Here is a 23,357-nt window from a genome sequence, read left to right on the forward strand (position 1 = left end):
GTCGAAGCCGGTTCGGCCGTGGTACGCGCCGATACCGCTCTGGCCGACGCGCCGAACGGCGCGCCCTCGATACCGAAGTGCAGCGCCATGTCGTTGCGCGTCACCCCTCCGGCAGTCGCGCCGGTGCGTTCCACAGTGGTCATCGTGATCTCTGCTCAACTGAAGGCGAGGACGGGTTTGATCGTGCGGCCGGACGCAGCGTCAGTGGCCGCGCCTGCCGCAGCGGAGCACGAAGAACGGCAGCGATCCGCTCTGCCAGTTCTGCCGCCGAGACTCGCTCGGCCAGGCCTGAGACCACGACCGGTAGCGCTCGGGCGACTTCGTCCGTCGGTCCCGGCAGCGCGACAACCGTGGCCCAGTCGATCCGCCCGACGCCCACTCGGACGCTGTCCTTGACGTGCCGCCCGTGCCCGGACCGGTAGCTGGCGAGCACCGCGGTGGACAACTCAAGGTCGAGCAGCTGCAACGCCTCGATCGTGCGGTCCTTGTCCTCGGCGCCGACCCCGCCTGTGGTCAGCACCACCCCGAACCCGTCGGAGACCAGACGCGCGACGCGTCCGGCGATCGTGACCTCGTCGTCGGGCAGGACGCCACCGAACACGACCTCATAACCGGCCGGGCCGAACGCGGCTCGGGCGGCCTCCAGGTTTGTGTCACGCACCCGGCCGTCCGCGACCTCACCGCCGGTCGAGACCACCGCGACCCGCGTCCCGACGTAGGCACGCACGCCGTCGGCGATCCGGCTCGCCTCCGCGAGGACGTCCGGCACTTGCTCCGGTGGCGTCCCGATGACACCGAGCACGCCCAGAGAGTGCACCCGCACGTCGTCGGCCAAGACCACCCCGGCCACCGCGGACAGTGCGGCCAGCAACGCGGCCTCGCGGCCGGCCAGCGCGGACAGCTCTATCCTCGGCTGGAGGACGTCGAAGACCACCCGGTCGTCGCGCACGTCGGTCACCAGGACCCGGTCGCGCGGCAAGCTCAGTGCAGTAGCAGCCGCGGCGGCCAGATCCGGCATGCTCACGCTGCGGAGCTCCACGCCGACCACCCACAGCTCGGTCTTGTCGAGCAGTTCGATCTCAGGCATGCAGGTCTCGCTGCTCGAGCCACTTCGGCAGCAGGCGGCTCTCGACGTCGGCCACCACGGCCGGGGCCCGATCGCGCAGGAAGCCCGCCAGGCTCTCGGACACGTGGAACGCCCCGGGCAGCGAGTCGTAGACGATCACCTGATCGGTGCCCGCCTCAGCCTGGACCCGCGCCAATGCCTCGGGGAGCGCCGGGGCGACCTCCACGACGTCGGCCAGCTCGGCGTTGGACGGATCGTTGATCAGCCAACCGGCGGCCGGTCCGTCGACAAGAACGGTCAAAATGTTGCGCACGGTGGAAGTGAACGGCACGCCACCGGGCATGTAGTTGACGACAATGCCCTTGATCCCCGGGTTGACGCTCAGGAAGAGGCCGGGGTTAGTGGGCAGCTTCGACGTGAACGCCGAAAGCAGCGCCAGGTTGTCCAGGTCGAGGAAGTCGACGGCGGCGTAGAGCAGGTTGTCGAACGGCATCCCGGCCGCATAGGCGTAGACGAAGCACCCCGGGCCGTCGAAGAGCACGACCATCTCGTCGATCTCGCCGAGCAGACGCATCAGCGGCCCGTACGTCCGCAGGATGTTCGCGCTGACCCGGCGGTTGAGCACGTCCAGGTCGTTGTCCGCGTCGACGTCGACGACGCCCTCGGGGCTGGTGTCGAGGACGATCGTCCCGACGTACTTGCTCTGCACGAAATCGCTCTCGAACACCGCGCGGCTGACAATCTGGCCGGTCCGGGGCCCGTAGCCGAAGTGATAGGCCGAGCGGGTCTCGATGCGGGTGTAGCCCATGCCGAACGGCTTGTGCAGCCGGTCGAGCATCCGGTGCAGATAGCCCTCACGCATCTCGGTGACGTGGGTGTGGATGAAGTGGTCGGCGGCGAACAGCGGCCGGGAAAGCCAGAACTTCCCGATCCGGGTCTCGACCTCGATGCCCCGGTCGATTTGGGGGACTTCCTTGACCGGGCCCAGCCGGGCGTCCAGGTCGTAGATCTTCACCCAGTCCGGGTTCTCGATGTGGCCCATCGACTCGGCGATCCGGACGCGCACCCGCGCGCCGGTGCGGTCGGTGACGTACTTCTGGGTCTCTTCCAGCAGCACGACGTACGCCGGACCGCAGAGCGCGAAGCCGTGCGGGTTGGCCAGCAGGTTGACCGTTTCCCCCGCCCCGATCCGGGACAGGTCAAGCCTGCGCAGCCGCGCACGGGTACGTTCCCGGACGGCTTCGACGTCGGTCTGGCCCCAGGCCTCGTCGAGCGCCCACAGTGGCGGCCGGATGCCCGGATCCAGGTCGCGGACTGGCAGCGCCACGATGCCCGGCAGTTCGGCGGCGCGCATGGCGACCGCGGCGGCCGGGTCGCTCCCCTTCCAGGTGGTGTGCAGGGGCGGCGCGGGCAGGGTGAGCATCAGGCCTCCTCGAAGTTTCCGCGCAGCGCCTGCACGTCGCGGTCGAGCGGGTACATCGGGTAGGCCCGCGCGTACTCGGGAGCGACGTGGCCGGTGTCGTCCACCAGGTCGGCCGAGCCAGCCGCGATGCCGTACCACTGGAAGCCGCGCGGTGGGTTCTTCGGCGCGTCGCCGTGACCGGCCGCGGCGAGCAGCCGCAGGATCGGCTGCTGGCAGAGTTCGGTGCAGCCGGTACGCGCGCCGGTGGCCAGTGAGACGTCCTCGGGGGAATCCGCGCCCCGGAGGATCGCAGCGGCGATCTCCGCGGCCCGCGTCTCCGCGCAGAAACAGATCGGCTGTTTCGGGTGCACTCCGGCTTCCCGGCACAGCGCGCCGATCGCGTCCCGGGCGTCGTCGTCGATCGGGGTGGTGACACGGAACGGCTCGGGCAGCGGGTGCATTGCGAGCGCGTCCTCGGGGCAGATCTCGACGCAGTTCTGCGCGTTGTAGCAGTCGGGCTCGGCCAACTCGGCGACCTTGCGCGTGCCGGGGCCCACGGGATCGTCCGGGGTACGGCCCCGCAGGGTCAGCGCCACGGTGGGACACACGTTGAGACACAGGCCGCAGCCGGTGCACTTGTCGAGCAGTACCTCGGCGAGCATCCGGACCGTCTTCGCCACGGGCAGCACCTCTCGTCATCGCGATCTAAGTAAGCTACCTTTCGGGCCCGGCGTCTCGCAAAGCGTCCGACCTCGGCCACCCAATGCACCGTGCCCGTGGGCGGCGGCTGGCAACCGTTCGGCCTGCTCTACTGCGGAGCGTCGGCCGCGTCCGCCGAAACGCTCGGCTCCTGCCACCACGCTGATCGAGCACGACGACGCCTTCATCGACCGCCTGGGCGTGACCGCCGCGCGGCGCACCCCTTCCATGTTGACAGATGCCTTAGTAGTGTCCAGCCACTAGCTCGGTCCGCGATCGGAACCGGAAGGAAGGCGCGAATGGCTTCGTACGACTACGTCGTCGTGGGAGGTGGCACGTCGGGCTGCGTCCTGGCCAGCGAACTCAGTAAGGATCCGGCGGCCCGGGTCCTGCTGTTGGAAGCAGGCAAACGCGACCGTAACCCCGTCTTCCACATACCCAAGGGGTTCGCCTTCACCATCGAGAATCCCAAGCACTCGTGGGTCTATGAGACCGAACCGTTCGGACCACTCGGGCAGACCGAACTCTGGTCGCGGGGACGGGTGCTCGGCGGCTCGAGCGCCATCAACGGCATGGTTTACAACCGTGGGACGAAGCCGGACTGGGACTCGATCGCTGCGGCCGGAAACCCGGGCTGGGGCTGGGACGAGATCCTCCCGATCTACCGTGACCTGGAAGACCATCAGCTCGGCGCCTCCGACGTGCGCGGCGCCGGTGGGCCGCTGCACATCAGCGTTCAGGAGAACGGCGACCCGGTCAACGAGGCCATGCTGGAGGCCGCGGGAAACATCGGACTCAAACGCGTCGACGATCTGAATGCCACCGACGACGAACGCGTCGGCTACGTGCCGGCGAATATCAAGAACGGCCTGCGCCAGAGCGCCAGCAAAGTCTTCCTGAAGCCCGCCGAGAGGCGCGCGAACCTCACCGTCCGTACAGACGTTCTGGTCACCCGGGTCGTCATTGAAGGCGACCGGGCCGTGGCTGTGGAGGTTGCCACCGGATCGTCCGTCGAGCGGGTGGCGGCCGGCAAGGAGATCATCCTCTGCCTGGGTACTCTCGAGACGCCCAAGCTCCTTGAACTTTCCGGCATCGGTAACGCCGAGGTGCTCCGCGGGGCCGGGATTGACGTCGTGCTGGACCGCCCCATGGTGGGCGAGGACATGATCGAGCACCGCTACTTCCCGCTGCAGTTGAGGCTCAACAACCCCAAGCTCGGCTACAACGCCCGGCTCAGTAGCAAAGCCGGCCAGGCTCTCTCCGGCCTGAAGTATCTCGCCACCCGCAAGGGACCGGTCGCCTCACCGGCCTACGACCTCGTCGGCTTCCTGAAGACCACCCCCGACCAGCCGCGGGTCGACGCGCAGATCCTGCTCACCCCCTTCACCCAAGGAATCAAGCCCCTCGACCTCACGCTGGAACAGCGGCCCGGCGCATCGATCATCGGCAACCCGCTGCGTCCGACGAGCACCGGCAGGATCCACATCGTCTCCAAGGATCCGCGCGACAACCCGCGGATCACCACCAACTACGCGTTCAACGACGCCGACCGGACGACCTACCTCGCCATGTTCCGGCGCATGCGGGACATCGCCGCAGCGCATCCGCTGGTGGACCTGGTCAAGGGGGAGACACAGCCGGGCTGGGCGGTGCAGGACGACGACTCGATCATGAGCCACGGATTGCTCAACGGTGGCACCAGCTTCCATGCCTACGGCGCGTGCAAGATGGGTCCGGAGGAGTCCGCCGTGATCGACGCACGGCTCCGCGTTCGAGGCGTCGACGGTTTGCGAGTAATGGATGCCTCCGCACTGCCCGTCATGGTCGCCGGCAACCTCAACGCGCCACTCATGGCCATGTCGGTACGCGCCGCGGCCCTCATCCTCGGAACAGCGTGAACGCCGGCGAGCCGATGCCACCGCAGGCGCATCGGCTCGCTTCGTCTCGGTAGACGGCGGCTGGCCAGCGCGGAGGCCCGGCGCGTGGGTGAGCGCCCACACCACCACTTCCCTGCCGGACGGCGGCGTCCACACACTCGCTCATCAGCAGATTCCCCGCGAGTGGATGTCGTGCTGCCCGACGATGAGGCGGCAACTCGCGCAGGAGTGCGACGTGCATGCCTCGCCGTGGGACTGACCCGACTCCGTCGTCATCCAACTGGAGGACAACGGCTACGGGCTTCCTCTCCGCACCGGGCCGGAGGGCACCGCGCGGCCGGATACCCGAATCCAGGTCGCGGACCGGCAGCGCCACGGGCAGCGCCTCTCGTCATCGCAACCTAAGTAAGCTACCTTGCAGGCCGAGCGTCTCGCTAGCGATCGAGGAGCACCAGTGGACTACGTGCGGTTGGGCACCACCGGTTTGCGAGTCTCGCGGCTCTGCCTGGGGTGCATGAGCTACGGCGATCCCGGCCGGGGAGCGCACGCCTGGACACTGCCGGAGGCGGACGCCCGCCCGTTCCTGCAGCGGGCCTGGGAACTCGGCATCAACTTCTTCGACACCGCGAACGTCTACTCCGACGGCCACAGCGAGGAGATCCTCGGCCGGGCGATCAAAGACTTCATGCGCCGCGAGGACGTCGTGCTCGCCACGAAGGTGCACGGCCCGATGCGCAAGGGCCCGAACGCAGGCGGCCTGTCCCGCAAGGCGATCTTCACCGAGATCGACGCGAGCCTGCGCCGGCTCGGCACCGACTACGTCGACCTCTACCAGATCCACCGCTGGGACCCCCGCACCCCGCTCGCCGAGACGCTGGAAGCGCTGCACGACGTCGTCAAGGCGGGCAAGGCGCGGTACCTCGGCGCCTCGTCGATGTGGGCCTGGCAGTTCGCCCAAGCCCTCTATACCGCCGACCTGCACGGCTGGACCCGGTTCGTCTCGATGCAGAACCACTACAACCTCATCAACCGCGAAGAGGAACGGGAGATGCTGCCGCTCTGCGCCGATCAGGGCATCGGCGTGATCCCGTGGAGCCCGCTGGCGCGTGGCCGGCTGACCCGCGACTGGGGCGAGACGACGACCCGCTCGGAGAACGACGGTTTCGGCCGGACGCTCTACCGGTCGGAGGAGGCCGACCGGGCGGTCGCGGATCGGGTCGCGGAGGTGGCGGAGGCACGCGGCGCGCCCCGGGCGCAGGTGGCGCTGGCGTGGGTCGCCCAGCAGGCGGCGGTGACCGCTCCGATCATCGGGGCGACCAAACCGCACCACCTCGAGGACGCCGTCGCGGCCCTGAGCCTGGATCTGACCGACGAGGAGACGAAACGACTCGAGGAGCCCTACGTTCCGCACGAGGTCGTGGGCTTCCGGTGAGGGTCGGCGACGTCGAGATCCTCCCGCTCAACGACGGGTGGCTGCACGCTCCGGCCGCGTTCTTCGGCCCGACGGCCGACTTCGCCGCCCACCAGGACCTGCTCGGCCCCGACGGGACGATGCAGCTGCCCATCGGCGCGTTCGTGCTGCGGACCAACGACACGACCGTGCTGATCGACGCCGGTGTCGGCGACGTGCACAACTCGTACTTCGACGGCGGTCGGCTGCTGGATCGGCTCACGGCGAACGGGCTCACGCCCGGGGACATCGATCGGGTGGTCTGCACACACCTCCACGCCGACCACACCGGGTGGGTGATCGACGAACGGGACCGCTCCCCGGTGTTCGGCAACGCCGTGTTCAGCACCGGTGCCGCGGACTGGGAGCTGTTCGTCGAGCAGAAGGCGGGCGGGCGCGCCGCGCTCTCCCCCCACCTGTACGAAGGGCTGCGGGCGCTCGCGGACGCCGACCGCGTGGAGCTGCTCTCCGGCGACGCGCCGATCGCTCCCGGCGTCTCCTGTCTGGCCGCGCCGGGCCACACACCGGGGCACTTCGTCGTCGTGATCTCGTCGGGCACGGCGCGGGCCCTCCTGCTAGGCGACGCGATCACCTGTCCGGTGCAGCTGGAGGAGGCCGAGTGGGGCGCCATCGCGGACGTCGACCCGGCGCTGGCCGCACGCACCCGCGAACTGCTCTGGCGGGAGCTGGAGACCGAGGGAACGGTGGGGACCGGAGCTCACTTCCCCGACCTCGAGTTCGGCCGGGTGCTGAGCGGCGAGGGACGTCGATGGCTGACCTGAGCGGAGAACACGCATGAAGCGCATCGCGGTGACCGGCGGCAGCGGCAAGCTGGGCCGGGCCGTCCTGGACGAGCTGGCCGAGCACGGGCACCGCGTCGTCAGCCTCGACCGGGTGCCGCTGCCCGGCAGCCCGCATCCGTTCGTCCAGGTGGACCTCGGCGACTACGGCGACGCCGTCGGTTCCTTGACCGGCGTCGACTCCAAGTACGGCTTCATCGACGCGGTCGTGCACCTCGCCGCGCTCCCCGCCCCCGGGCTGCGCACGAACGCCGCGACGTTCCATGCGAACATGACAGCCAGCTACAACGTCTTCGCCGCTGCTCGTGCCGCCGGTGTCACGAACATCGTCTGGGCGTCCAGCGAGACCGTGCTCGGCCTACCGTTCACCACTCCCCCGCCCTACCTGCCGGTGGACGAGGAGTACGAGGCGCGTCCGGAGTCGACCTACTCCCTGGTGAAGACCCTGGAGGAGACGATGGCCGCCCAGCTGTGTCGCTGGGCGCCCGATTTGAAGATGATCGGGCTGCGCTTCTCCAACGTGATGGAACCCGCCGACTACGCCCAGTTCCCCGGCTTCGACGAAGACCCGGCCGGACGGCGCTGGAACCTCTGGTCCTACATCGACGCACGCGACGGCGCCCAGGCGGTCCGGCGGGCGCTGGACCTCGACGTCACGGGCCTGGACGTGTTCCTCATCGCCAACGCGGACACCGTGTCGAGCATCCCGAGCAGCGAGCTGGCCGACCGCTACTTCCCGGACGTGCCACGGAAGCGGGAGCTAACCGGCACCGAGTCGCTGCAGAGCATCGAGAAGGCCCGCCGGGTGCTCGGCTACGAGCCGCAGTACTCCTGGCGCACCGCGTAGACCTCAGCGCGCGTAGACCTCGGCGCATTGGGCTTCGGCCGTGGCCAGCACCACCTTGGGCGGGAGGCCGGTGGCCGCGGCGACCGTCAGCACGTCCTCGTACTCGACCGAGACGTTGAGCACCTCGCCGTCGAGCGACGCGATCTTCGTCCGGACCGGGTGGCCGGCCACCTCGACCCTGCCCGCGGTCCGATCGAGGGCCGCTTTGGTGACCGTGCGCTTGCGGACGCCGATCGTGCTGGTGTGCCGGAACAGCACCCGCAGCAGGGCGTCGACATGATCCGGGCGGCACAGCACCGAGACCGTGTGCGCCGGCCGGCCCTTCTTCATCAGGATCGGCGTCAGCCACGCGTCGGATGCTCCGGCGGCGAGCAGTGCGGCGAGCGTCGGCGGCCAGAGCCGCGGGTCGAGATCATCCACGTTCGATTCCAGGACGGTGGCCTCGCCGGACGCCTCGGCCGCGCGACCCACGACCAGGCGGGTGACGTTGGGGTGGCCGACCGGATCGCGACGCCCCGCGCCGACCCCGACGGTGGCGGGCGTCATCCCCGGCATAGCGCCGAACCCGGACGCCAGCGTCGTCGCGACCGCCACCCCGGTGGGGGTCGCCAGCTCGGCCTCGACCGATCCGGAGGTCGCCGGGGCCGCGGCCGCCCGGAGCAGCTCGAGCACGGCCGGACCCGGCACGGGCAGGTCACCGTGCGCGGTGGTCATCCGGCCGCTGCCCACCGCGATCGGGCTGCAGATCAGCCGATCGATGCCGAGCGCGTGCAGCCCGGCGACCGCGCCGACGATATCCGCGAGACTGTCCAGCGCACCGACCTCGTGGAAGTGGACGGTCTCGATCGGCCGGCCGTGCACGCGGGCCTCGGCAGCGCCGAGCGCGGTGAACACGTCGGCGGCCCGACCGCGGACGACCGGGTGGAGGTCGGCGTCGGCGAGCAGGCCGAGGATGTCCCCGAGCCGGCGGGCGGCGGTGCTGGGCGGCGCGTCCACGTGGACCCGCGCGGCACGCAGACCTGCGCGCCGGACTTCCTCGGTCCGCAGCGTCACCCGTTCCGGCAGGTGCAGCCCGTCGACCGCGGCCTGCAGCGTGGCCGCCTCGACGCCGGCATCCAGGCAGGCACCGAGCAGCATGTCGCCGCTGATCCCGCCGCTGGCGTCCAGCCATCCCAGCGTCTCGCTCATCGGGCCGGTGCCGTCTGCCGCTCGTTGAGCGCCCCGGAGCGGAAGCCACGGGGATCCAGTTCCACGGTGTCGAAGCCGGTCACCGCGTCGAGCAACCCGGCCGAGGCGGCCACCGCGGGGAGCAGGTCGGCGTCCACCTCGACCCGGGCCACCTCGCCGAGGTCACGCACCCGCAGGTTCCGCACCGGGATGCCCGCGCCCGCCAGCGCGCTGCGTAACGCGGCTTCCGCGCGCTCGATCCGGGACAGCCGCAGCGGGGTCACGCTCAGCCCGTAGGCGATCCGGCTGGACAGGCATGCCGCTGCCGGCTTGTCCGCGGTGACCAGCCCCCAGTCCCGGGAGGCCGCTCGGATCTGCGCCTTGGTCAGACCGGCATCACGCAGCGGCGTCACCGCTCCCCGTGCGGCGGCGGCGCGGATGCCCGGCCGGAACGGATCGCGGGCGTCGTCAGCGTTGGTGCCGGTCGCGACCGACGCGAAGCCCTCGGCATCGGCCAGCGGCGTGAGGACGTCGAGGAGCTCGGCCTTGCAGTGGAAGCAGCGGTCGGTGCCGTTCTGGACGTAGCCGGGGCGCGCGAGCTCGTTCGTCGACGGGGTGCGATGCGCGACGCCGAGGCCGGCGGCGAACCGGCCTGCGTCGGCCAGCTCGGCGGCCGGCAGGGACGGGCTCACCGCGGTCGCGGCCAGCACCCGCTCGGGTCCGAGGGCTCGGACCGCCGCGGCGAGCAGGAACGCCGAGTCCGCACCGCCGGAGAACGCCACGAGCACGGATCCGAGCTCACGCAGGGCCGCGTCCAGCGTGGCCAGCCGCGCGCGGAGATCGCTGTCGATCATGGGCCACTCCTGAGTGGTTGAGGATACGCAGGGCAGCGCACGCGGCGCCGAAGCCGTTGTCGATGCCGACCACCGCGATGCCGGGGCTGCAGGACGCGTGCATGGCCAGCAGCGCGGTGACGCCCTCCAGACCGGCGCCGTAGCCGACGCTGGTCGGGATCGCCAGGATCGGCGCGGTGGTGAGACCGGCGGCGACGCTGGCCAGCGCCCCCTCCATCCCGGCGACCACCAGCACCACGTCGGCGGCGCGCAGCGGCTCGACGACGGCGAGCACTCGGTGCAGGCCGGCGACCCCGACGTCGGCGAGCAATGTCGCCTGCACGCCGTAGGCGGTCAGCGTCGCCAGTGCCTCGCACGCGACCGGAAGGTCAGCGGTGCCTGCGGTGAGAACGATCGTGTTCTGGCCGCGGGGTGCTGCCGGGCGCCAGGCCAACAAAGCGGTGTCCGGCCCGGTGTCGGTCCGGACACCGCCGGGATTCGCGGCGAGCGCGGCCGCGGCCTGCTCGGCGTTCGCCCGGGTCAACAGCACCGGGCCGCCGTCGGGGTCGCCCAGCAGGCCGCTGACCGCGGCCGCGCACTGCGCCGGCGTCTTGCCCGGCGCGTACACGGCCTCGGCGATCCCGGTGCGGGCCAGCCGACGGTGATCCAGCCGCAGTTCCGGCCCGGCGTCAGTGGGTCCGGAGTCAGCGACCAGGGCGTCAACCGGCCGGATCACTGTCGGCCCTCTCGCTCGGTGGTGAAGCCGGCCAGCAACATCTCGACGTTGGCCCGCGACAACTGCGAAGCCCGCTGGAGTGTCAGCCCGGAGAACCCGGCCAGCGACATCTTCGCGTGACCGAACACGATCGCGATGATGCCGAGCGCGGTGATCCTGCACTCCGACCTCGTCGTGCCGGTGAGGGCCGCGACGAGATCGACGAATTGCTCGAACGCCGCCCGGCTCCAGGTCGCAAGCGTCGCCGACTCGCGTTGCAGACCACCGTCGAAGATCAGGATGAACGCGCCCGGCTCGTCCTGGGCGAACGCGAAGAAGTCATCGTGCAGGTTCCGCAGGGCCCGCTCCGGATCGGACAGATCGACCGGGTGCACCGCGCGCCGGGCGTCCCACCGGGCCGTGCAGGCGTCCGCGGTGGCCAGCAGGAGGTCTTGCAGCCCGGCGTAGTGCCGGTAGGGAGCGCCGGGGCTCACCCCGGCCCGCCGTGCGCACTCGGCCATCGTCACCGCTCCGAGGCCGCGTTCGCTGACCAGCGCGACCACGGCCTCCTGCAGGGCGGCCGCGAGCGCGCCGTGGTGGTACCGGCGGGAGACGGCCGGCGACGTGGTGGGCATCCCGCCATCCTGCATTCCTTGACCACCGATGTAAAGGGTCGTTACATTGGCCGGACTCCCGATGTAAGGAATCGTTACATCAAACCGACTTCCGCCGATCGGAGCGCCGATGAAGCTGGTCAAACAGGCGATCGAAGTCATCGAGGACAACTGCACCGGGTGTTACCGGTGTGAACGGGCCTGTCCGACCGCGGCGATCACGATGGTCGGTCCACGGCGGGAGGCGCTCGCCGTGGTCGACAACGACAGTTGCATCTCCTGCTTCCGCTGTATCGACGTGTGCCCGGACGACGCGATGCTCGCGGTCGAGCGCGACGAGCCCCGAAAGGTGGGCACCAGCGCACGGTCCGTCGACCCGACCGAGCTGAACGCGCTGTGCGAGAAGGCCGGGCTCGACCCCGGTCAAATGGGTTGCCTCTGCAGCTCGACGAAGATCCGGGAGATGGCGGCGGCGGTGCTGCGCGGCGCGTCGACGTTCGAGGAGCTGGCGCTGGCCACCGGCGCGGCGTCCGGCTGCCTGCTCTACTGCGGCGTGCCGATGCAGCGGGTGCTGCGCGCGCACCTGGGCGACCGGCTCGACGAGAGCGGGTCGAAGGTGCGCCGGTACGACTCCACGCAGGTCCTGCTGGAGATCGACGAGGCCGCCGCCGACGCCTATCCGTTGTTCGCCTTGCGCCGCGAGCAGGCCGCCGCACGGGCTAAGCAGGAGGAGAAGCGATGACCCAGACGCTGCCGTTCGACCCGGTGGTGGAGCCTCCCGAGGTCATGCCCACGGTCTACGGGCCACCGCCGCAGGCCGACCGTGGCCGCGATCTGCCCGGCCTGGTTTCGATCAGGACCCGGGAGCTCTTCCCCGACATCCCGGTCGCCCCCTACCGCGGCGGTGACGACACCGCCGCCGTCCGCCGGGCCGCCGAGGCCGCCCTCGCGCACGTCGACATGAGCATGATCCTGCCGGCACACACCGTGAACGTGCTCTGCTCCGAGCACGGGTTCGGGATGCTCGGCGGCCAGGCCTACGTCGAGATGCTGACCACGGTCAAAGACGAGATCCAGCGCCGCACCGGCTGCCGCAACGTCCGGCTCGTCGTCATCGCCTGGCTCGGCGCGAAGGAATCGGACGAACTGGTCGAGTACTACGAGCTCGACCGACGCTTCGACGGCAGGGTTCGCGGCGTCACCCCGATGGACCAGGGCATCCCGATCGAGACCGCGATGGGGACGCTCTACGGTCTGCGCAAGGTCTACGACGGCGACTGGATCATCCACGCCCACTACGACGACCCGCGTGAGGTCTACGTGCACCGCGCGATCGACCGGATCACCAAGCCGTTCGGGATGTCGTACGCCCGGATGGAGACCCGCTCGATCTTCCACATCACGATGGGCCCGCGCAGCGGGAACTTCATCGGCCGGGCGATCGCCGACTCCGAGTTCGTACGGTCGAAGCTCGCGTTCACCACCACGCTGGTCACCTCTCCCGACGGCGTCCTCGACGTGGACGCCGACAACGACCTGAACGCGATCGGCAACCGGATGACCGCGAACATCCTGCGGTCCTACGGCAAGATGCTGACGCTGCTGCGCGCCGTCGGGGACTGCGTCGCGGTCATCGACGGGGCGAAGTGGCCCTATTACATCCACGCCGGCGGGATGATCTTCGGCCACCTCTTCTACAACGCGGTCGACTGGTTCGACCTCGACCGCCCGGACGCCGACGTCGCGGTGGAAAAAGCCGTCGCCGCGGGGTTCAGCAAGTCCCTCAAGGGCGTCGTCCTGAACCAGGCGCTGATCGGGCTGAACTTCACCAGCATGGCGATGCTCTACCCGCTGGTGATCGCGAACCCGGAGATGGCAGCTGCGATGCGGCACGACTTCTCCAACCCGATGTTCCTGGATCACGCACTGGTGGCCGAGAACCTGTTCCAGGCCGTCGAGATGGCGGTCGAGCGGGCCGGCACCGACCGGGTCATCGTCTTCGACGGGTCGTACGGATCGCTGAACGTCAGCCCTTCGATGGCGACGCACCTGCGTGAGCTCGCGCCGGAGGCCGCCCGACTGGTGGACGAGGAGCTGCTGCCCAAGTGGCTCAAGCAGCGCGGCATCGACCCGCTGATGCTGGCATGAGTTCGCCGTTCGACCTGCTCGACAAGAAGGAACTGCGGGTCACCGACGTCCACCTGGACGGCGCGAACCTCACCGACCTGGCGCGTGCCGTGGCCGAGGTACTCGGTCTCGACCCGGCGGAGGTGCTGGTCACCGACTACCTCGACGCGGTCCTGACGTTCGACGTGCTGCGCCCCAGCCTCTACCCGCACCAGCTGCTCGACCGGAAGAACGCGCTGCTCGCGCACCTCGCGGGGACACCCGGCGTGCGCTTGGGCGAGCACGCGCGGGTCAGCGCCGACGGCGTGCTCGGGTGGATCGCGGCCGACGGTGCGGACGGCGTCGGCGTCGCGGACGCGCTGGCGACCGCGCAACGGCTCGCCACCGGCATGGACGCCCGGATCGCCAGGCGAGTGCTGATCTTCTCCACCGGAGCCGAGGTGGCCGCGGCTCAGATCCGCGACACCAACCGGGAGACGGTAGCGACCCGCCTGACCGAGGCCGGCTACGCCTGCGAGTTCGGCGGCACGATACGCGACGACGTCGACCTGATCGCGGGCACGATCCGCGCCGCCGCCGGGCGGGGCTACGGGCTCGTCGTCACCACGGGTGGCGTCGGCGCCGAGGCGAAGGACTGCACGGTGGAGGCCGTCCTGCGCCTCGACCCCGGCGCGGCGACGCCCTACCTGTTCCGGGTCGAGCCCGGACACGGACGGCACCTGCGCGACGGCGTCCGAGTCGCGGTCGGCAGCTGCCTGGGCAGCCGGATCGTCTGCCTGCCCGGCCCGAACGACGAGGTCGCCGCCGGCCTCGACGCGATCCTCCCCGGCCTGCGGGACGGCTGGGGCAACGCGGAGCTGGCCGAGGCGCTCGCCGGACGTCTCCGTGGACGGCTGCGAGACCGGATGGCCGGGTCATGACACGGTCCGCCTACCGGGCGCTCACCCAGGAGCTGCTGCAGGACGTCCCGGGGCGGCACCGGGCCGTGGTCAGCCCTACCGAACCCGGGGTGGTCGCCGGTCTGGGTCACCTCGATCCGGGAATCGGGCGCGGCGAGTGGCGGATCATGGTCGCCGACGGTGCGACGGCCAAGGCCGGCGAGCCCCTGATCGAGATCGTCGGCACGGCCGGCGAACTCGCCGCCGCCGAGGACCACGTCCTCGGTGCGCTGGGATACGCGGGCGGGGTCGCCCGGCGCTGCCGAGAGCTCCGGTCGTCGTGCCCGACCGGCCTGCGGATCGCCTGCGGCGGCTGGAAAAAGCTTCCGGCGCCGCTCAAGCCGTTGCTCCGCGCCGGTCTGGACGCCGGCGGTGTCACACCGCGGCTGATCGACGGCGAGTTCGTCTATGTGGACAAGAACGTCGTGCGCCTGCTGGGCGGCGTCGAGGCCGCGGCGGCAGGGGCCGCGAAACTCGACCACGGCCCGTCCGCGGTGCAGGTGACATCGGCGGCCGACGCCGTCCGGGCGGCTCGGGCCGGTGTCGGCATCGTCATGGTCGACACCGGGGACCTCGCGACGCTGACCGCCGCACACCGGGAACTCGACGCCGCCGGGCTGCGCGGCACAGTGGTGCTGGCGTTCGCGGGCGGGGTCACCAGCGACGATCTCGTCGCGGTGTGGCGCGCCGGCGCGGAGGTCGTCGACCTGGGCCGGGCGATCCTCGACGCGCCGCTCTGGGATCTGCACGTCGAGGTCGCGGACCCGGCCGGGTGACGCCGACCGGAGGAAAGCCTCCGGCCGGCGTCGGGCTCACGCGCCGTCGGCCTCGATCGAGACCGTCTCCCACTCCGCCCAGGTCTGCAGGCGCTTGGCGTAGAGGCCCTTGACGAGCTTCGTCGGCATGTCGCCGAAGAGGACTCGCAACGGCGGCTCGTCGGCGTCCACCACCTTGAGCAGCGCCTGGGCCGCTGCAGCCGGGTCACCTGCCTTGGTGCTGCCGCTGCGGGCGGCCATCCCGTCGCGCAGCGGCTGGTAGGCGGGCTTCGCCGGTGCCCACGCCGCCGAGGACCCGGCCCAGTCGGTGCCGAAGCTGCCCGGCTCGACCAGCGTCACCTTCACGCCGAACCCGGCGACCTCCTGCGCCAGCGCCTCGGTGATGCCCTCCAGGGCCCACTTCGATGCGTGGTAACCCCCGAGGTTCGGGAAGGCGCCGATCCCGCCGATCGTGGACATCTGCACCAGGTGCCCGCTGCCCTGCTCACGCAGGTACGGCAGCACAGCCTGGCTCACCCAGAGCGCACCGAAGAAGTTGGTCTCCATCTGCGCGCGGATGTCGGCCTCGGTCAGCTCCTCGACCGCACCGAACAGCCCGTAGCCGGCGTTGTTCACGACGACGTCGAATCGGCCGAACCGCTCGTGGGCCGTTGCCACCGTGGCCTCCACGGCGGCCTTGTCGGTCACATCGAGCGCCAGCGGCAGCACCGCGTCGCCGTATTTGGCCACCAGGTCGTCCAGCGACGACGTACTACGTGCGGTCGCGGCGACCCGGTCGCCGCGCTCCAACGCGGCCAGGGCGAACTCCCGGCCGAAGCCACGGGAAGTACCGGTGATGAACCAGATTTTGCTCATGCGAAAAACACCACTCTCGGTCGAGTTGACTTCCGGATGTGCTGCGCACCGCCTAGCGGCTGGGGGGTCCCCCGAGGCCACCGCCGACGCGATCGAACCCGTCCCGGACCAGCGCCGCGAGCTGGTCGAAGCCCTCGTCGGGCTGCCAGACGGCGAACGCCGCGCGGAGCACGGTCAGAGCGGCGCCCACCAGCAAGGCCGGCTGCAGCGGATCGTCGTCCCCGGAGAGCCGGGTGGACACCCACTGCCGGATCGTCGACTCCACGACGGCGGTCGACGAACCGTAGTGCGCGGCCAGCCCGGGCGAGGCCGCGAGTAACCGCTTGTGCAGGGCCAGCTTTGCCGGGTAGCCGTTCACGTAGCCGAGCAGAATCTCCCGGAGGGAATCCCAGATCGGTTCGTCCGCCGGCCGAGCCTCCGCGATCGCCGCGAGGCGGGCCGGTTCCGCCGGGTCCGGCCCGAAGATCAAGTCCTCCTTGCTGGAGAAATAGTTGAACAGCGTCCGCTTGGAGACGTTCGCCGCCGCGGCGATCTCGTCAACGCTCACCCCGTCGAGACCGCGCTCGGACACCAACGTGATCGCCGCCGAACGCAACGCCTGCCACGTTTCCCGGCGCTTGCGCTCCCGCAGGCTGCCATCGGTGTCCGCCATGCCTTCACTGTACGAGCTTCCTTCACCGCGTGCAATTATTTACTGGGTGCAGATACTGTGCACTACGGCACTAAGCTAACTTAGATATTCATGTCGATCGAAGATGTGCAGACCAGGTGGCCCCCGGTGGAATTGGATCCTCCGGCGGAGCGTCCCGACCTCGGCCACCCGGCACACCAGGCCGCCGTGCTCGCCGGCCTCAACGCGAGCCGCGGCGAGCTCAACTCCGCGCTCGGCATCCAATTCGTCGCGGTGGAGCCCGGCCGCCTCACCGCGACCATGCCGATCGACGGAAACCGGCAGCCGTTCGGCCTGCTCCACGGCGGGGCGTCGGCCGCGTTCGCCGAGACGCTCGGATCCTGCCTGGCGAATCTGGCCGCACCGGCGGGCCTGGTGCCGGTCGGCGTGGACCTCAACGCCACTCACCATCGTTCAGCCCGCACCGGGAACGTGACCGGCGTCTGCACCGCCCTCCACGAGGGCCGCACGACGGCCACCTACTCCGTCGAGATCACCGACAGCACCGGCCGGCGGGTTTGCACCGCCCGGCTGACGTGCCAGTTCGTACCTCCGCGGGGCTGAAGCAGCGCCGCGGCCTGCGGCCCCGTGGGGCCTGCAGGTCGCGGCGCGCGGGGATCAGGCCCGTGGGTTGAACGGATCGGTGATCTGGTTGCCCAGGTCGATCCAGACGGTCTTGACCTCGGTGTACTCGTTGATCGCGTCTGCACCGTTCTCGCGGCCCAGGCCGCTCTCCTTGAAGCCACCGAACGGGGCTACGTAGTTGGTCTTGCGGTAGTTGTTGACCCAGACGGTGCCGGCACGCAGGCGTCGCGCCAAGCGGTGGGCGCGGGCGACGTCACGGGTCCAGATGCCGGCGGCCAGGCCGAAGCGGGTGTCGTTGGCGATTTGCACGGCATGGTCCTCGTCCCGGAAGGGGATGAGCACCACGACCGGTCCGAACACCTCCTCCTGCGCGATCCGCATGTCGTTGGTGACGCCACCGAAAACGGCGGGCTCGACGAACAGCCCCTTCGCCAGCGCCGGATCGTCGGGCTTCTTGCCACCGGCCAGCAGCTCGGCGCCCTCGGACTTGGCGATCTCGATGTAGGAGAGCACCTTCTCGTACTGCGGCGCACTCGCCACCGTGCCCATCTCGGTCGCCGGGTCGAGTGGGTCGCCGATCTTGATCGCCGCTGCCTTCGCCGCGAGGTCGCGGCTGAACTGCTCGTAGATGTCCTCGTGGACCAGCACGCGCGAGCCGGCCATGCAGGTCTGGCCGGTGGCCGCGAACACCCCGGCGATGACGCCGTTGACGGCGTTCGAGAGGTCAGCGTCGGGGAAGACGATGTTGGGTGACTTACCGCCCAGTTCGAGGGAGACCCGGGCGAGCCGTTCGGCCGTGGTGACCGCGATCGCCTTGCCGACGGCGGTCGAGCCGGTGAACGCCACCTTATCGACGCCGGGATGTGCGGCGAGCGCCGCACCGGTCGGACCGGCGCCAGTAACGATGTTGACGACGCCCGCGGGAATCCCGGCTTCCAGGATGAGCCGGCCGAGCAGCAGCGTGGAGACCGGCGTGACCTCCGACGGCTTGATCACCATCGTGTTCCCGGCGGCGAGCGCCGGGCAGAGCTTCCAGAGCAGCAACGCCAGCGGGCTGTTCCAGGGCGTGATCGCGGCGATCACCCCGATCGGCTCACGGACGGTGAACACGTGCATGTTCGGGACGCTGCTCGCGAGCGTCTGCCCGTGGGTGGTCTCGGCGACGCCGGCATAGAAGTAGCAGTGCCCGGACAGCGCCCGGGTCTGCCCACCGACCTCGCGGATCAGCTTGCCGTTCTCCAGCACCTGGACGCGGGCCAGCTCGTCGGCGTTGGCCGCGATCAGGTCCCCCAGCCGCCGGAGCACACCAGCACGCTGCGCCGGGGAGTACCCGGCCCACGGGCCGGTCTCGAAGGCCGCGCGGGCCGCTCGCACGGCGGCGTCCACGTCGTCCTCGGTCGCGGCCGGGACGTCGGCCCAGTGCGTGCCGTCGAACGGGTTGATCGAGTCGAAACGGCCCTTGTCGGACGCGTCGACCCAGGACCCGCCGATCAACATCTGGTAGTGCTCCCGGTCCGCGGGCTCGGGCGGGGCGGAGGGTTCGGCGGTAGCGGTCATGGTCCTTCCCTACGGTGAGGCATGCGGCTTCGGAGTCAGCGGCCGGCGGCGGTGCGGCCGGCTATCCGGCCGAAGACGAGTGCGCGCAGAACCGACGTCGCACCGGGGTACTTGTGGTGGTAGATGCCGGCCAGCTCGCCGACCGCGTAGAGGCCCTCGATCGGCTCGCCGTCGACACGGAGGACGCGAGAGTCGGCATCGGTGCGGACGCCGCCGAACGTGAACGTGATCGCGCAGGTCACCGGCCACGCGACGTAAGGCGGTTCGTCGATGGGGCGCGCCCAGTTGGACTTCGGCGGGGTCAGCCCGCTGGTGGCGACCCCGTCGAGCCCGGTGACCACGAGCGGGCCGGGGACGGCTGCCTTGTTGTACTCGTCGACGGTGGCGGTCAGCGCGGTGGCATCGATCCCGAGCCGGACGGCGAGCGCCTCCAGGGTATCGGCGGTCTCCGGGGCCCGGTCGGTGAGGACGGCCCGGGAGATCTCCTGCCGAGCCAGCTTCTGGTCGGCGATGAGGTAGGCGTACTGGTCGGCGTCGCGCCAGATCCGGTACGCGACGTGCTCGAACGTGTTGTCGGGGGTGTCGGAGCCCTCGTCGACGAAGCGCTTGCCCTCGTGGTCGACGAGGATGCCGTAGGGGTAGACCATCACGAGCGCTTCGGCGATGTTGGTGCGTGGGTCGATCGGCTCGCCGTGGAAGCGGTCGAACTGCCCGTCGACCCCGGCGCCCACGGCGAGGGCCATCTCCAGCCCCTCCCCTTGGTTCGCCCGGCCGCCGGGGCTGATCGTCGGTAGCTCCCGCCCGCGCTCGCCGAGATGGCGGGCCAGCAGGTCGGCGCTGCCCTCGAACCCGCCGGAGGCCAGCACGACGGTGGGGGCGCGCCAGGAGCGGCCATCGTCGGTCTCGACGCCGACGACCCGCTCGTCCTCGGTAATCAGGGCCCGCGCGGTGGCGCCGTACTCGATGGTGCCGCCGAGCTCCTCGACGCGCACGCAAAGCCTCTCCACGATCGCCGCACCGCCGCCGGCGGGCATGAGGCGGGGACCCTTGGACGTGAGGAAGTAGGTGGTGTCCGCGACGGTCCGTACACCCTGCTCGTTGAGCCACCGCATTGTCGGTTCGGCATCGGCGGCCAGCCGGCGGATGATCGCCGGATCGGTCTTGCCGTTGCTGAGCTCGGCCATGCGCTGTTCGAAGTCCGCGGCGGGACGCCCGTCGGCGTCGAGGCGGAAGAACGAACCGGTCCAGGTGGTGTTGCCGCCGCGCTGTGTCCGAGGCGTGCGTTCGAGCACCGTCACACGCCGGCCAGGAGCATCCTGCAGGAACTGGACTGCGGTCGCCAGCCCTCCGGCGCCGCATCCGACCACGACGAGGTCGGTCTGCTGCTCGGTCACCTTGCCTCCTTCAGCCCGAAGAGGGCAGCTCGACGGCGGAATGATCCGCGGAGTGGTGCGGCCGGACCGCCATGCAGACAATTCTCGTTCGGAGATATAGCACGGAGTTAACTTAGTAAGCTAGCCTCCGGCCCATGCCGATGACGGAGATCCCATCCCGGACGGACGGCGGCGTTCGGAGCATCACGCGCGCCGTGGACCTGCTCGCGCTGTTCGAGTCCGAGCATCCGGCGCGCACTCTGCGCGAAATCGTGACCCTGACCGAACTACCCAAGACCACGGTTCTCCGGCTGCTGGGAACGTTGACGACGTTGGGTCTCGTCTCGGCACGGCAGGACGGCTGCTACGGGCTCGGAGCGACGTTCCTGAGTTGGGTCCGACTGGCCCAGTCCGTGTGGGAGGTCAATGCCGAGACCCGCCGGGTGATGCACGAGTTGGTCGACGCCTGCGGTGAGACGGTCAACGTCTACATCCGGCAGGACGTCCATCGGATGTCGATCGCCCAGCAGGCGGGCACCGCCACCGTCCGCAGTGTGGTGGAGGTCGGAGTCCCGTTGCCGCTGGCACAGGGCGCGGCGGCGAAGGTGCTGCTGGGTGGCGTGCCGCCGGTCGTCTGGCAAGCGTTGGCGGTCGAGTACCCGGAGACCGACGTCGACGGGCTGCACCGGGAGGCAGCCAGTACGGCCGAGCTCGGCTACGCGATCACCCACGGCGAGCGGGAACTCGGGGCGTCCTCGGTCGCCACCCCGATTCGCAACCGGGACGGCCGCGTCATCGCCGCGCTGTCGGTCAGCGGACCGACGTCACGGTTCACGGCTGATCGGGTCGGCGGATACGTCGACGCCGTCACCGCCGCCGCGCAGCGCATCAGCGCCACCGGCCTGGGGAACGTCGAGGTCTACCTGTGAGCGGGTCGCTCCTGGAAGGAGTGCGCGTCCTGGATCTCACCAACGTCCTCGCCGGACCGTTCGCGGGCTACCAGCTGGCCCTGCTCGGTGCCGACGTCCTCAAGGTCGAGGTGCCCGACGGCGGCGATCTCGCCCGGCAACTGGGCGCCGATCCGCAGCTGAGCCGGGAACACCTCGGCGTCTCGTTCCTCGCCCAAAACGCCGGGAAGCGGTCGGTGACCGTGAACCTGAAGAGTGAGGCCGGCCGGGAGGTCTTCACCCGCCTGATCACCGAGTCCGACGTACTGCTGGAGAACTTCCGGCCCGGTGTGCTGGAGCGACTCGGCTTCGGTCCGGACCGACTCCGGGAACTCAACCCGCGCCTGATCTACTGCGCGGTCTCCGGCTTCGGCGCCACCGGACCACTGCGCGAACGTCCCGCCTACGACCAGGTGATCCAGGGCCTGTCCGGGATCATGAGCGTCACTGGGGCGCCGGAGACCGCCCCGCTCCGGGTGGGGTACCCGGTCTGCGACAGCTTCGGTGGGCTGGCGGCCGCGTTCGCGATCTCGTCCGCGCTGGTTCGCCAGCAGCGCACCGGTGAGGGTGCCTACCTCGACGTCTCCATGCTCGACGCGGCGCTGACCTCGATGGGCTGGGTCGTGTCCGACTATCTGGTCGCCGGCCGCGAACCGGTGCCGATGGCCAACGAGAACCGCACGTCGGCACCGTCCGGAACGTTCGAGACCGCCGACGGACAGCTCAACATCGCGGCGAACAAGCAGGAGCAGTTCGAGAAGCTCTGCCAGGTCCTCGGGCGCGACGAGTTGGTAACCGACCCGCGGTTCCGGACCAGAGAAGACCGCAAACAACGCCGCGACGAACTGCGTGCGGAGCTCGAGACCTCACTGAAGACGAGAACGGCCCAGGAGTGGGACGCGATCCTGCTCCCGACCGGCGTACCGGCCGCCCCAGTCGTCACCGTGCCGGAGGCCCTGGCCTCGGCCCAGATTTCCCACCGCCGGCTGGTCCAGGAACTTCCCTCGCCCAGCGCCGCCGGTGGTGTACTGCGCGTCGTCGGGCTGCCCACGCAGGTCGACGGGGCCAGCGTCGGCCCCACGACGCCGCCGCCCCGGCTCGGTGCACACACCGACGAGGTCCTGGCCGAACTCGGCTACGACGCCGGCGCGATCGCGACGCTACGCGAGCGAGGTGCCGTATGACCACCGCCCGCCGGGCGGCCCAGGATGCCGTCACCACCGAGGATGTCACCGACTGGTGGAGCACCTCGATCTCCGACATCGAACCCGGCGTGATCCGGCTGCGCGGCTACCCTGTCGAATCCCTGATCGGCACGGCCTCGTTCCCGGCGACGATCTGGCTCCTGCTGCGCGGGGAACTGCCCGCCGAGCACCAGGCGCGGCTGCTCGAACTCGCGCTCGTGGCCGCCGTCGACCACGGGCCGCAGGCGCCCTCGATCGCAGCGGCCCGGATGGCCGCCACCTGCGGCGTCGGGCTCAACAGCGCGATGGCCACCGGGGTGAACCTGCTGGGCGACACCCACGGTGGCGCGGGACAGCAGTGCATGGAGGTGCTAGCCGCCGTACGCCATGCCTGCGACGCCGAGGGCGTCCCGGTCGCCGACGCGGTCCGGATGCTGCTGGCCGAGTACAAGTCGGCGCGCCGGTTCGTGCCCGGTTTCGGCCACCGCTTCCATCCCCGCGATCCCCGCCGGGATCCGCTGCTGTCCGCCGTCGAGTCCGAGGTCACGGCCGGCCGGTTGGCCGGTGGTCACCTCGAGATCGCGCTGGAGATCGAAGCCCAGCTGGCCACCGGTCGTCCGCGACCGGTACCGATGAACATCGACGGCGCCACCGCGGTCATCTACTCCGAGCTCGGCTTCGAGCCGGAGCTCGGCCGGGGCCTGTTCGTGCTGTCCCGATCAGTCGGCATCCTCGCCCACGCGTGGGAGGAACGCGGCTCCGGCCGCCGGATCAAAGGCCCGATCCCACCTCCGCTCCTGCCCACGTATCGCGGGCCCGAGCCACGGAAGCCGCAGGATTGAGCGGGTTCCGCCACCCGTTACCGGGCCATCCCG

Annotated in this window: 23 protein-coding genes; 12 read left to right on the forward strand and 11 right to left on the reverse strand. The window is 70.4% G+C overall.

The window, feature by feature from the left end; all coding sequences use genetic code 11:
* Nucleotides 1-139: 139 nt before the first annotated feature.
* From BUB75_RS12175 to BUB75_RS12185, 3 genes are read right to left on the reverse strand one after another with little or no spacing between them, the layout of a single operon-like run.
* Nucleotides 140-1,087 carry a molybdopterin-binding protein gene (locus BUB75_RS12175; RefSeq protein ID WP_073255987.1) on the reverse strand — a complete coding sequence of 316 codons (948 nt, stop codon included), beginning with the start codon at nucleotides 1,085-1,087 and terminating at the stop codon, nucleotides 140-142.
* Nucleotides 1,080-2,489, reverse strand: a complete 1,410-nt coding sequence (locus tag BUB75_RS12180; protein WP_073255990.1) for a hypothetical protein — start codon at nucleotides 2,487-2,489, stop codon at nucleotides 1,080-1,082. The genes BUB75_RS12175 and BUB75_RS12180 overlap by 8 nt, the downstream gene beginning before the upstream one ends.
* Nucleotides 2,489-3,148: a 4Fe-4S dicluster domain-containing protein gene (locus BUB75_RS12185; RefSeq protein WP_143175164.1), complete on the reverse strand. Its 660-nt coding sequence runs from the start codon at nucleotides 3,146-3,148 to the stop codon at nucleotides 2,489-2,491. Before BUB75_RS12185 ends, BUB75_RS12180 begins: the two co-directional genes overlap by 1 nt.
* A gap of 318 nt (nucleotides 3,149-3,466) precedes the next feature.
* Here BUB75_RS12185 and BUB75_RS12190 point away from each other — a divergent pair, with 318 nt between their 5' ends.
* From BUB75_RS12190 to BUB75_RS12205, 4 genes are all read left to right on the forward strand, one after another.
* Entirely contained in the window at nucleotides 3,467-5,065 is a 1,599-nt protein-coding gene (locus tag BUB75_RS12190) for a GMC family oxidoreductase (protein ID WP_073255993.1), read from the forward strand.
* Between the two features lie 433 nt (nucleotides 5,066-5,498).
* Nucleotides 5,499-6,476, forward strand: coding sequence for an aldo/keto reductase (locus tag BUB75_RS12195; protein ID WP_073255996.1), 978 nt, complete (start codon nucleotides 5,499-5,501; stop codon nucleotides 6,474-6,476).
* Nucleotides 6,473-7,276: an MBL fold metallo-hydrolase gene (locus tag BUB75_RS12200; protein ID WP_084740925.1), complete on the forward strand. Its 804-nt coding sequence runs from the start codon at nucleotides 6,473-6,475 to the stop codon at nucleotides 7,274-7,276. Before BUB75_RS12195 ends, BUB75_RS12200 begins: the two co-directional genes overlap by 4 nt.
* 13 nt (nucleotides 7,277-7,289) lie before the next feature.
* Nucleotides 7,290-8,141: an NAD-dependent epimerase/dehydratase family protein gene (locus tag BUB75_RS12205; protein WP_073255999.1), complete on the forward strand. Its 852-nt coding sequence runs from the start codon at nucleotides 7,290-7,292 to the stop codon at nucleotides 8,139-8,141.
* A gap of 3 nt (nucleotides 8,142-8,144) precedes the next feature.
* On the opposite strand, the gene larC is transcribed toward BUB75_RS12205, so the two are convergent.
* The 4 genes from larC to BUB75_RS12225 are packed head-to-tail and all read right to left on the reverse strand — an operon-like array spanning nucleotide 8,145 to nucleotide 11,491.
* On the reverse strand, nucleotides 8,145-9,329 hold the full coding sequence (larC, locus tag BUB75_RS12210; RefSeq protein WP_073256002.1) for a nickel pincer cofactor biosynthesis protein LarC: 1,185 nt from the start codon (nucleotides 9,327-9,329) through the stop codon (nucleotides 8,145-8,147).
* A complete protein-coding gene (larE, locus tag BUB75_RS12215; RefSeq protein ID WP_073256005.1) occupies nucleotides 9,326-10,162 on the reverse strand; it encodes an ATP-dependent sacrificial sulfur transferase LarE in 837 nt (278 codons plus the stop codon). The genes larC and larE overlap by 4 nt, the downstream gene beginning before the upstream one ends.
* A complete protein-coding gene (gene larB, locus BUB75_RS12220; RefSeq protein ID WP_218617456.1) occupies nucleotides 10,107-10,877 on the reverse strand; it encodes a nickel pincer cofactor biosynthesis protein LarB in 771 nt (256 codons plus the stop codon). Before larB ends, larE begins: the two co-directional genes overlap by 56 nt.
* Nucleotides 10,874-11,491 (reverse strand): TetR/AcrR family transcriptional regulator, encoded by a 618-nt coding sequence (locus BUB75_RS12225; RefSeq protein WP_073256008.1) that lies wholly within the window; start codon nucleotides 11,489-11,491, stop codon nucleotides 10,874-10,876. The genes larB and BUB75_RS12225 overlap by 4 nt, the downstream gene beginning before the upstream one ends.
* A gap of 109 nt (nucleotides 11,492-11,600) precedes the next feature.
* Here BUB75_RS12225 and BUB75_RS12230 point away from each other — a divergent pair, with 109 nt between their 5' ends.
* Genes BUB75_RS12230 through BUB75_RS12245 form a run of 4 tightly spaced genes read left to right on the forward strand, consistent with a single transcriptional unit; the run spans nucleotide 11,601 to nucleotide 15,311 of the window.
* Nucleotides 11,601-12,212 carry a 4Fe-4S binding protein gene (locus BUB75_RS12230; RefSeq protein WP_073256011.1) on the forward strand — a complete coding sequence of 204 codons (612 nt, stop codon included), beginning with the start codon at nucleotides 11,601-11,603 and terminating at the stop codon, nucleotides 12,210-12,212.
* Nucleotides 12,209-13,618 (forward strand): hypothetical protein, encoded by a 1,410-nt coding sequence (locus BUB75_RS12235; protein WP_084740931.1) that lies wholly within the window; start codon nucleotides 12,209-12,211, stop codon nucleotides 13,616-13,618. Before BUB75_RS12230 ends, BUB75_RS12235 begins: the two co-directional genes overlap by 4 nt.
* Nucleotides 13,615-14,517 (forward strand): molybdopterin-binding protein, encoded by a 903-nt coding sequence (locus BUB75_RS12240; protein WP_073256014.1) that lies wholly within the window; start codon nucleotides 13,615-13,617, stop codon nucleotides 14,515-14,517. Before BUB75_RS12235 ends, BUB75_RS12240 begins: the two co-directional genes overlap by 4 nt.
* A complete protein-coding gene (locus tag BUB75_RS12245; protein WP_073256016.1) occupies nucleotides 14,514-15,311 on the forward strand; it encodes a hypothetical protein in 798 nt (265 codons plus the stop codon). Before BUB75_RS12240 ends, BUB75_RS12245 begins: the two co-directional genes overlap by 4 nt.
* Nucleotides 15,312-15,347: 36 nt before the next feature.
* Here BUB75_RS12245 and BUB75_RS12250 read toward each other — a convergent pair whose 3' ends face one another.
* Both BUB75_RS12250 and BUB75_RS12255 read right to left on the reverse strand, forming a co-directional pair.
* Nucleotides 15,348-16,166: an SDR family oxidoreductase gene (locus tag BUB75_RS12250; RefSeq protein ID WP_073256019.1), complete on the reverse strand. Its 819-nt coding sequence runs from the start codon at nucleotides 16,164-16,166 to the stop codon at nucleotides 15,348-15,350.
* A gap of 52 nt (nucleotides 16,167-16,218) precedes the next feature.
* A complete protein-coding gene (locus BUB75_RS12255) occupies nucleotides 16,219-16,818 on the reverse strand; it encodes a TetR/AcrR family transcriptional regulator (protein WP_073256022.1) in 600 nt (199 codons plus the stop codon).
* A gap of 126 nt (nucleotides 16,819-16,944) precedes the next feature.
* Between BUB75_RS12255 and BUB75_RS12260 the strand changes: the two genes are divergently transcribed.
* Entirely contained in the window at nucleotides 16,945-17,400 is a 456-nt protein-coding gene (locus BUB75_RS12260; RefSeq protein WP_245806244.1) for a PaaI family thioesterase, read from the forward strand.
* 54 nt (nucleotides 17,401-17,454) lie between these two features.
* Here the strand turns inward: BUB75_RS12260 and BUB75_RS12265 are convergent, their stop codons facing one another.
* Together BUB75_RS12265 and BUB75_RS12270 are read right to left on the reverse strand one after the other, a co-directional pair.
* On the reverse strand, nucleotides 17,455-18,978 hold the full coding sequence (locus BUB75_RS12265; protein WP_073256025.1) for an aldehyde dehydrogenase: 1,524 nt from the start codon (nucleotides 18,976-18,978) through the stop codon (nucleotides 17,455-17,457).
* A gap of 35 nt (nucleotides 18,979-19,013) precedes the next feature.
* Nucleotides 19,014-20,372: an FAD-binding protein gene (locus BUB75_RS12270; RefSeq protein WP_073256028.1), complete on the reverse strand. Its 1,359-nt coding sequence runs from the start codon at nucleotides 20,370-20,372 to the stop codon at nucleotides 19,014-19,016.
* A 140-nt stretch (nucleotides 20,373-20,512) separates the two neighbouring features.
* Here BUB75_RS12270 and BUB75_RS12275 point away from each other — a divergent pair, with 140 nt between their 5' ends.
* The 3 genes from BUB75_RS12275 to BUB75_RS12285 are packed head-to-tail and all read left to right on the forward strand — an operon-like array spanning nucleotide 20,513 to nucleotide 23,324.
* On the forward strand, nucleotides 20,513-21,280 hold the full coding sequence (locus tag BUB75_RS12275; RefSeq protein WP_073257157.1) for an IclR family transcriptional regulator: 768 nt from the start codon (nucleotides 20,513-20,515) through the stop codon (nucleotides 21,278-21,280).
* Nucleotides 21,277-22,482 carry a CaiB/BaiF CoA transferase family protein gene (locus BUB75_RS12280; protein ID WP_073256031.1) on the forward strand — a complete coding sequence of 402 codons (1,206 nt, stop codon included), beginning with the start codon at nucleotides 21,277-21,279 and terminating at the stop codon, nucleotides 22,480-22,482. Before BUB75_RS12275 ends, BUB75_RS12280 begins: the two co-directional genes overlap by 4 nt.
* On the forward strand, nucleotides 22,479-23,324 hold the full coding sequence (locus BUB75_RS12285) for a citryl-CoA lyase (protein WP_073256034.1): 846 nt from the start codon (nucleotides 22,479-22,481) through the stop codon (nucleotides 23,322-23,324). Before BUB75_RS12280 ends, BUB75_RS12285 begins: the two co-directional genes overlap by 4 nt.
* Nucleotides 23,325-23,357 lie beyond the last annotated feature (33 nt).

Origin of the sequence: Cryptosporangium aurantiacum (assembly GCF_900143005.1) — a bacterium.
In the GTDB taxonomy this organism is placed as follows: domain Bacteria; phylum Actinomycetota; class Actinomycetes; order Mycobacteriales; family Cryptosporangiaceae; genus Cryptosporangium; species Cryptosporangium aurantiacum.

Coding starts and splice junctions, on each gene's coding strand:
- BUB75_RS12175 (WP_073255987.1), bottom strand. CDS start 1,087: ATGCCTGAGATCGAACTGCTCGACAAGACCGAGCTGTGGGTGGTCGGC.
- BUB75_RS12180 (WP_073255990.1), bottom strand. CDS start 2,489: ATGCTCACCCTGCCCGCGCCGCCCCTGCACACCACCTGGAAGGGGAGC.
- BUB75_RS12190 (WP_073255993.1), top strand. CDS start 3,467: ATGGCTTCGTACGACTACGTCGTCGTGGGAGGTGGCACGTCGGGCTGC.
- BUB75_RS12205 (WP_073255999.1), top strand. CDS start 7,290: ATGAAGCGCATCGCGGTGACCGGCGGCAGCGGCAAGCTGGGCCGGGCC.
- larC (WP_073256002.1), bottom strand. CDS start 9,329: ATGAGCGAGACGCTGGGATGGCTGGACGCCAGCGGCGGGATCAGCGGC.
- larE (WP_073256005.1), bottom strand. CDS start 10,162: ATGATCGACAGCGATCTCCGCGCGCGGCTGGCCACGCTGGACGCGGCC.
- BUB75_RS12225 (WP_073256008.1), bottom strand. CDS start 11,491: ATGCCCACCACGTCGCCGGCCGTCTCCCGCCGGTACCACCACGGCGCG.
- BUB75_RS12230 (WP_073256011.1), top strand. CDS start 11,601: ATGAAGCTGGTCAAACAGGCGATCGAAGTCATCGAGGACAACTGCACC.
- BUB75_RS12235 (WP_084740931.1), top strand. CDS start 12,209: ATGACCCAGACGCTGCCGTTCGACCCGGTGGTGGAGCCTCCCGAGGTC.
- BUB75_RS12240 (WP_073256014.1), top strand. CDS start 13,615: ATGAGTTCGCCGTTCGACCTGCTCGACAAGAAGGAACTGCGGGTCACC.
- BUB75_RS12245 (WP_073256016.1), top strand. CDS start 14,514: ATGACACGGTCCGCCTACCGGGCGCTCACCCAGGAGCTGCTGCAGGAC.
- BUB75_RS12250 (WP_073256019.1), bottom strand. CDS start 16,166: ATGAGCAAAATCTGGTTCATCACCGGTACTTCCCGTGGCTTCGGCCGG.
- BUB75_RS12255 (WP_073256022.1), bottom strand. CDS start 16,818: ATGGCGGACACCGATGGCAGCCTGCGGGAGCGCAAGCGCCGGGAAACG.
- BUB75_RS12265 (WP_073256025.1), bottom strand. CDS start 18,978: ATGACCGCTACCGCCGAACCCTCCGCCCCGCCCGAGCCCGCGGACCGG.
- BUB75_RS12275 (WP_073257157.1), top strand. CDS start 20,513: ATGACGGAGATCCCATCCCGGACGGACGGCGGCGTTCGGAGCATCACG.
- BUB75_RS12285 (WP_073256034.1), top strand. CDS start 22,479: ATGACCACCGCCCGCCGGGCGGCCCAGGATGCCGTCACCACCGAGGAT.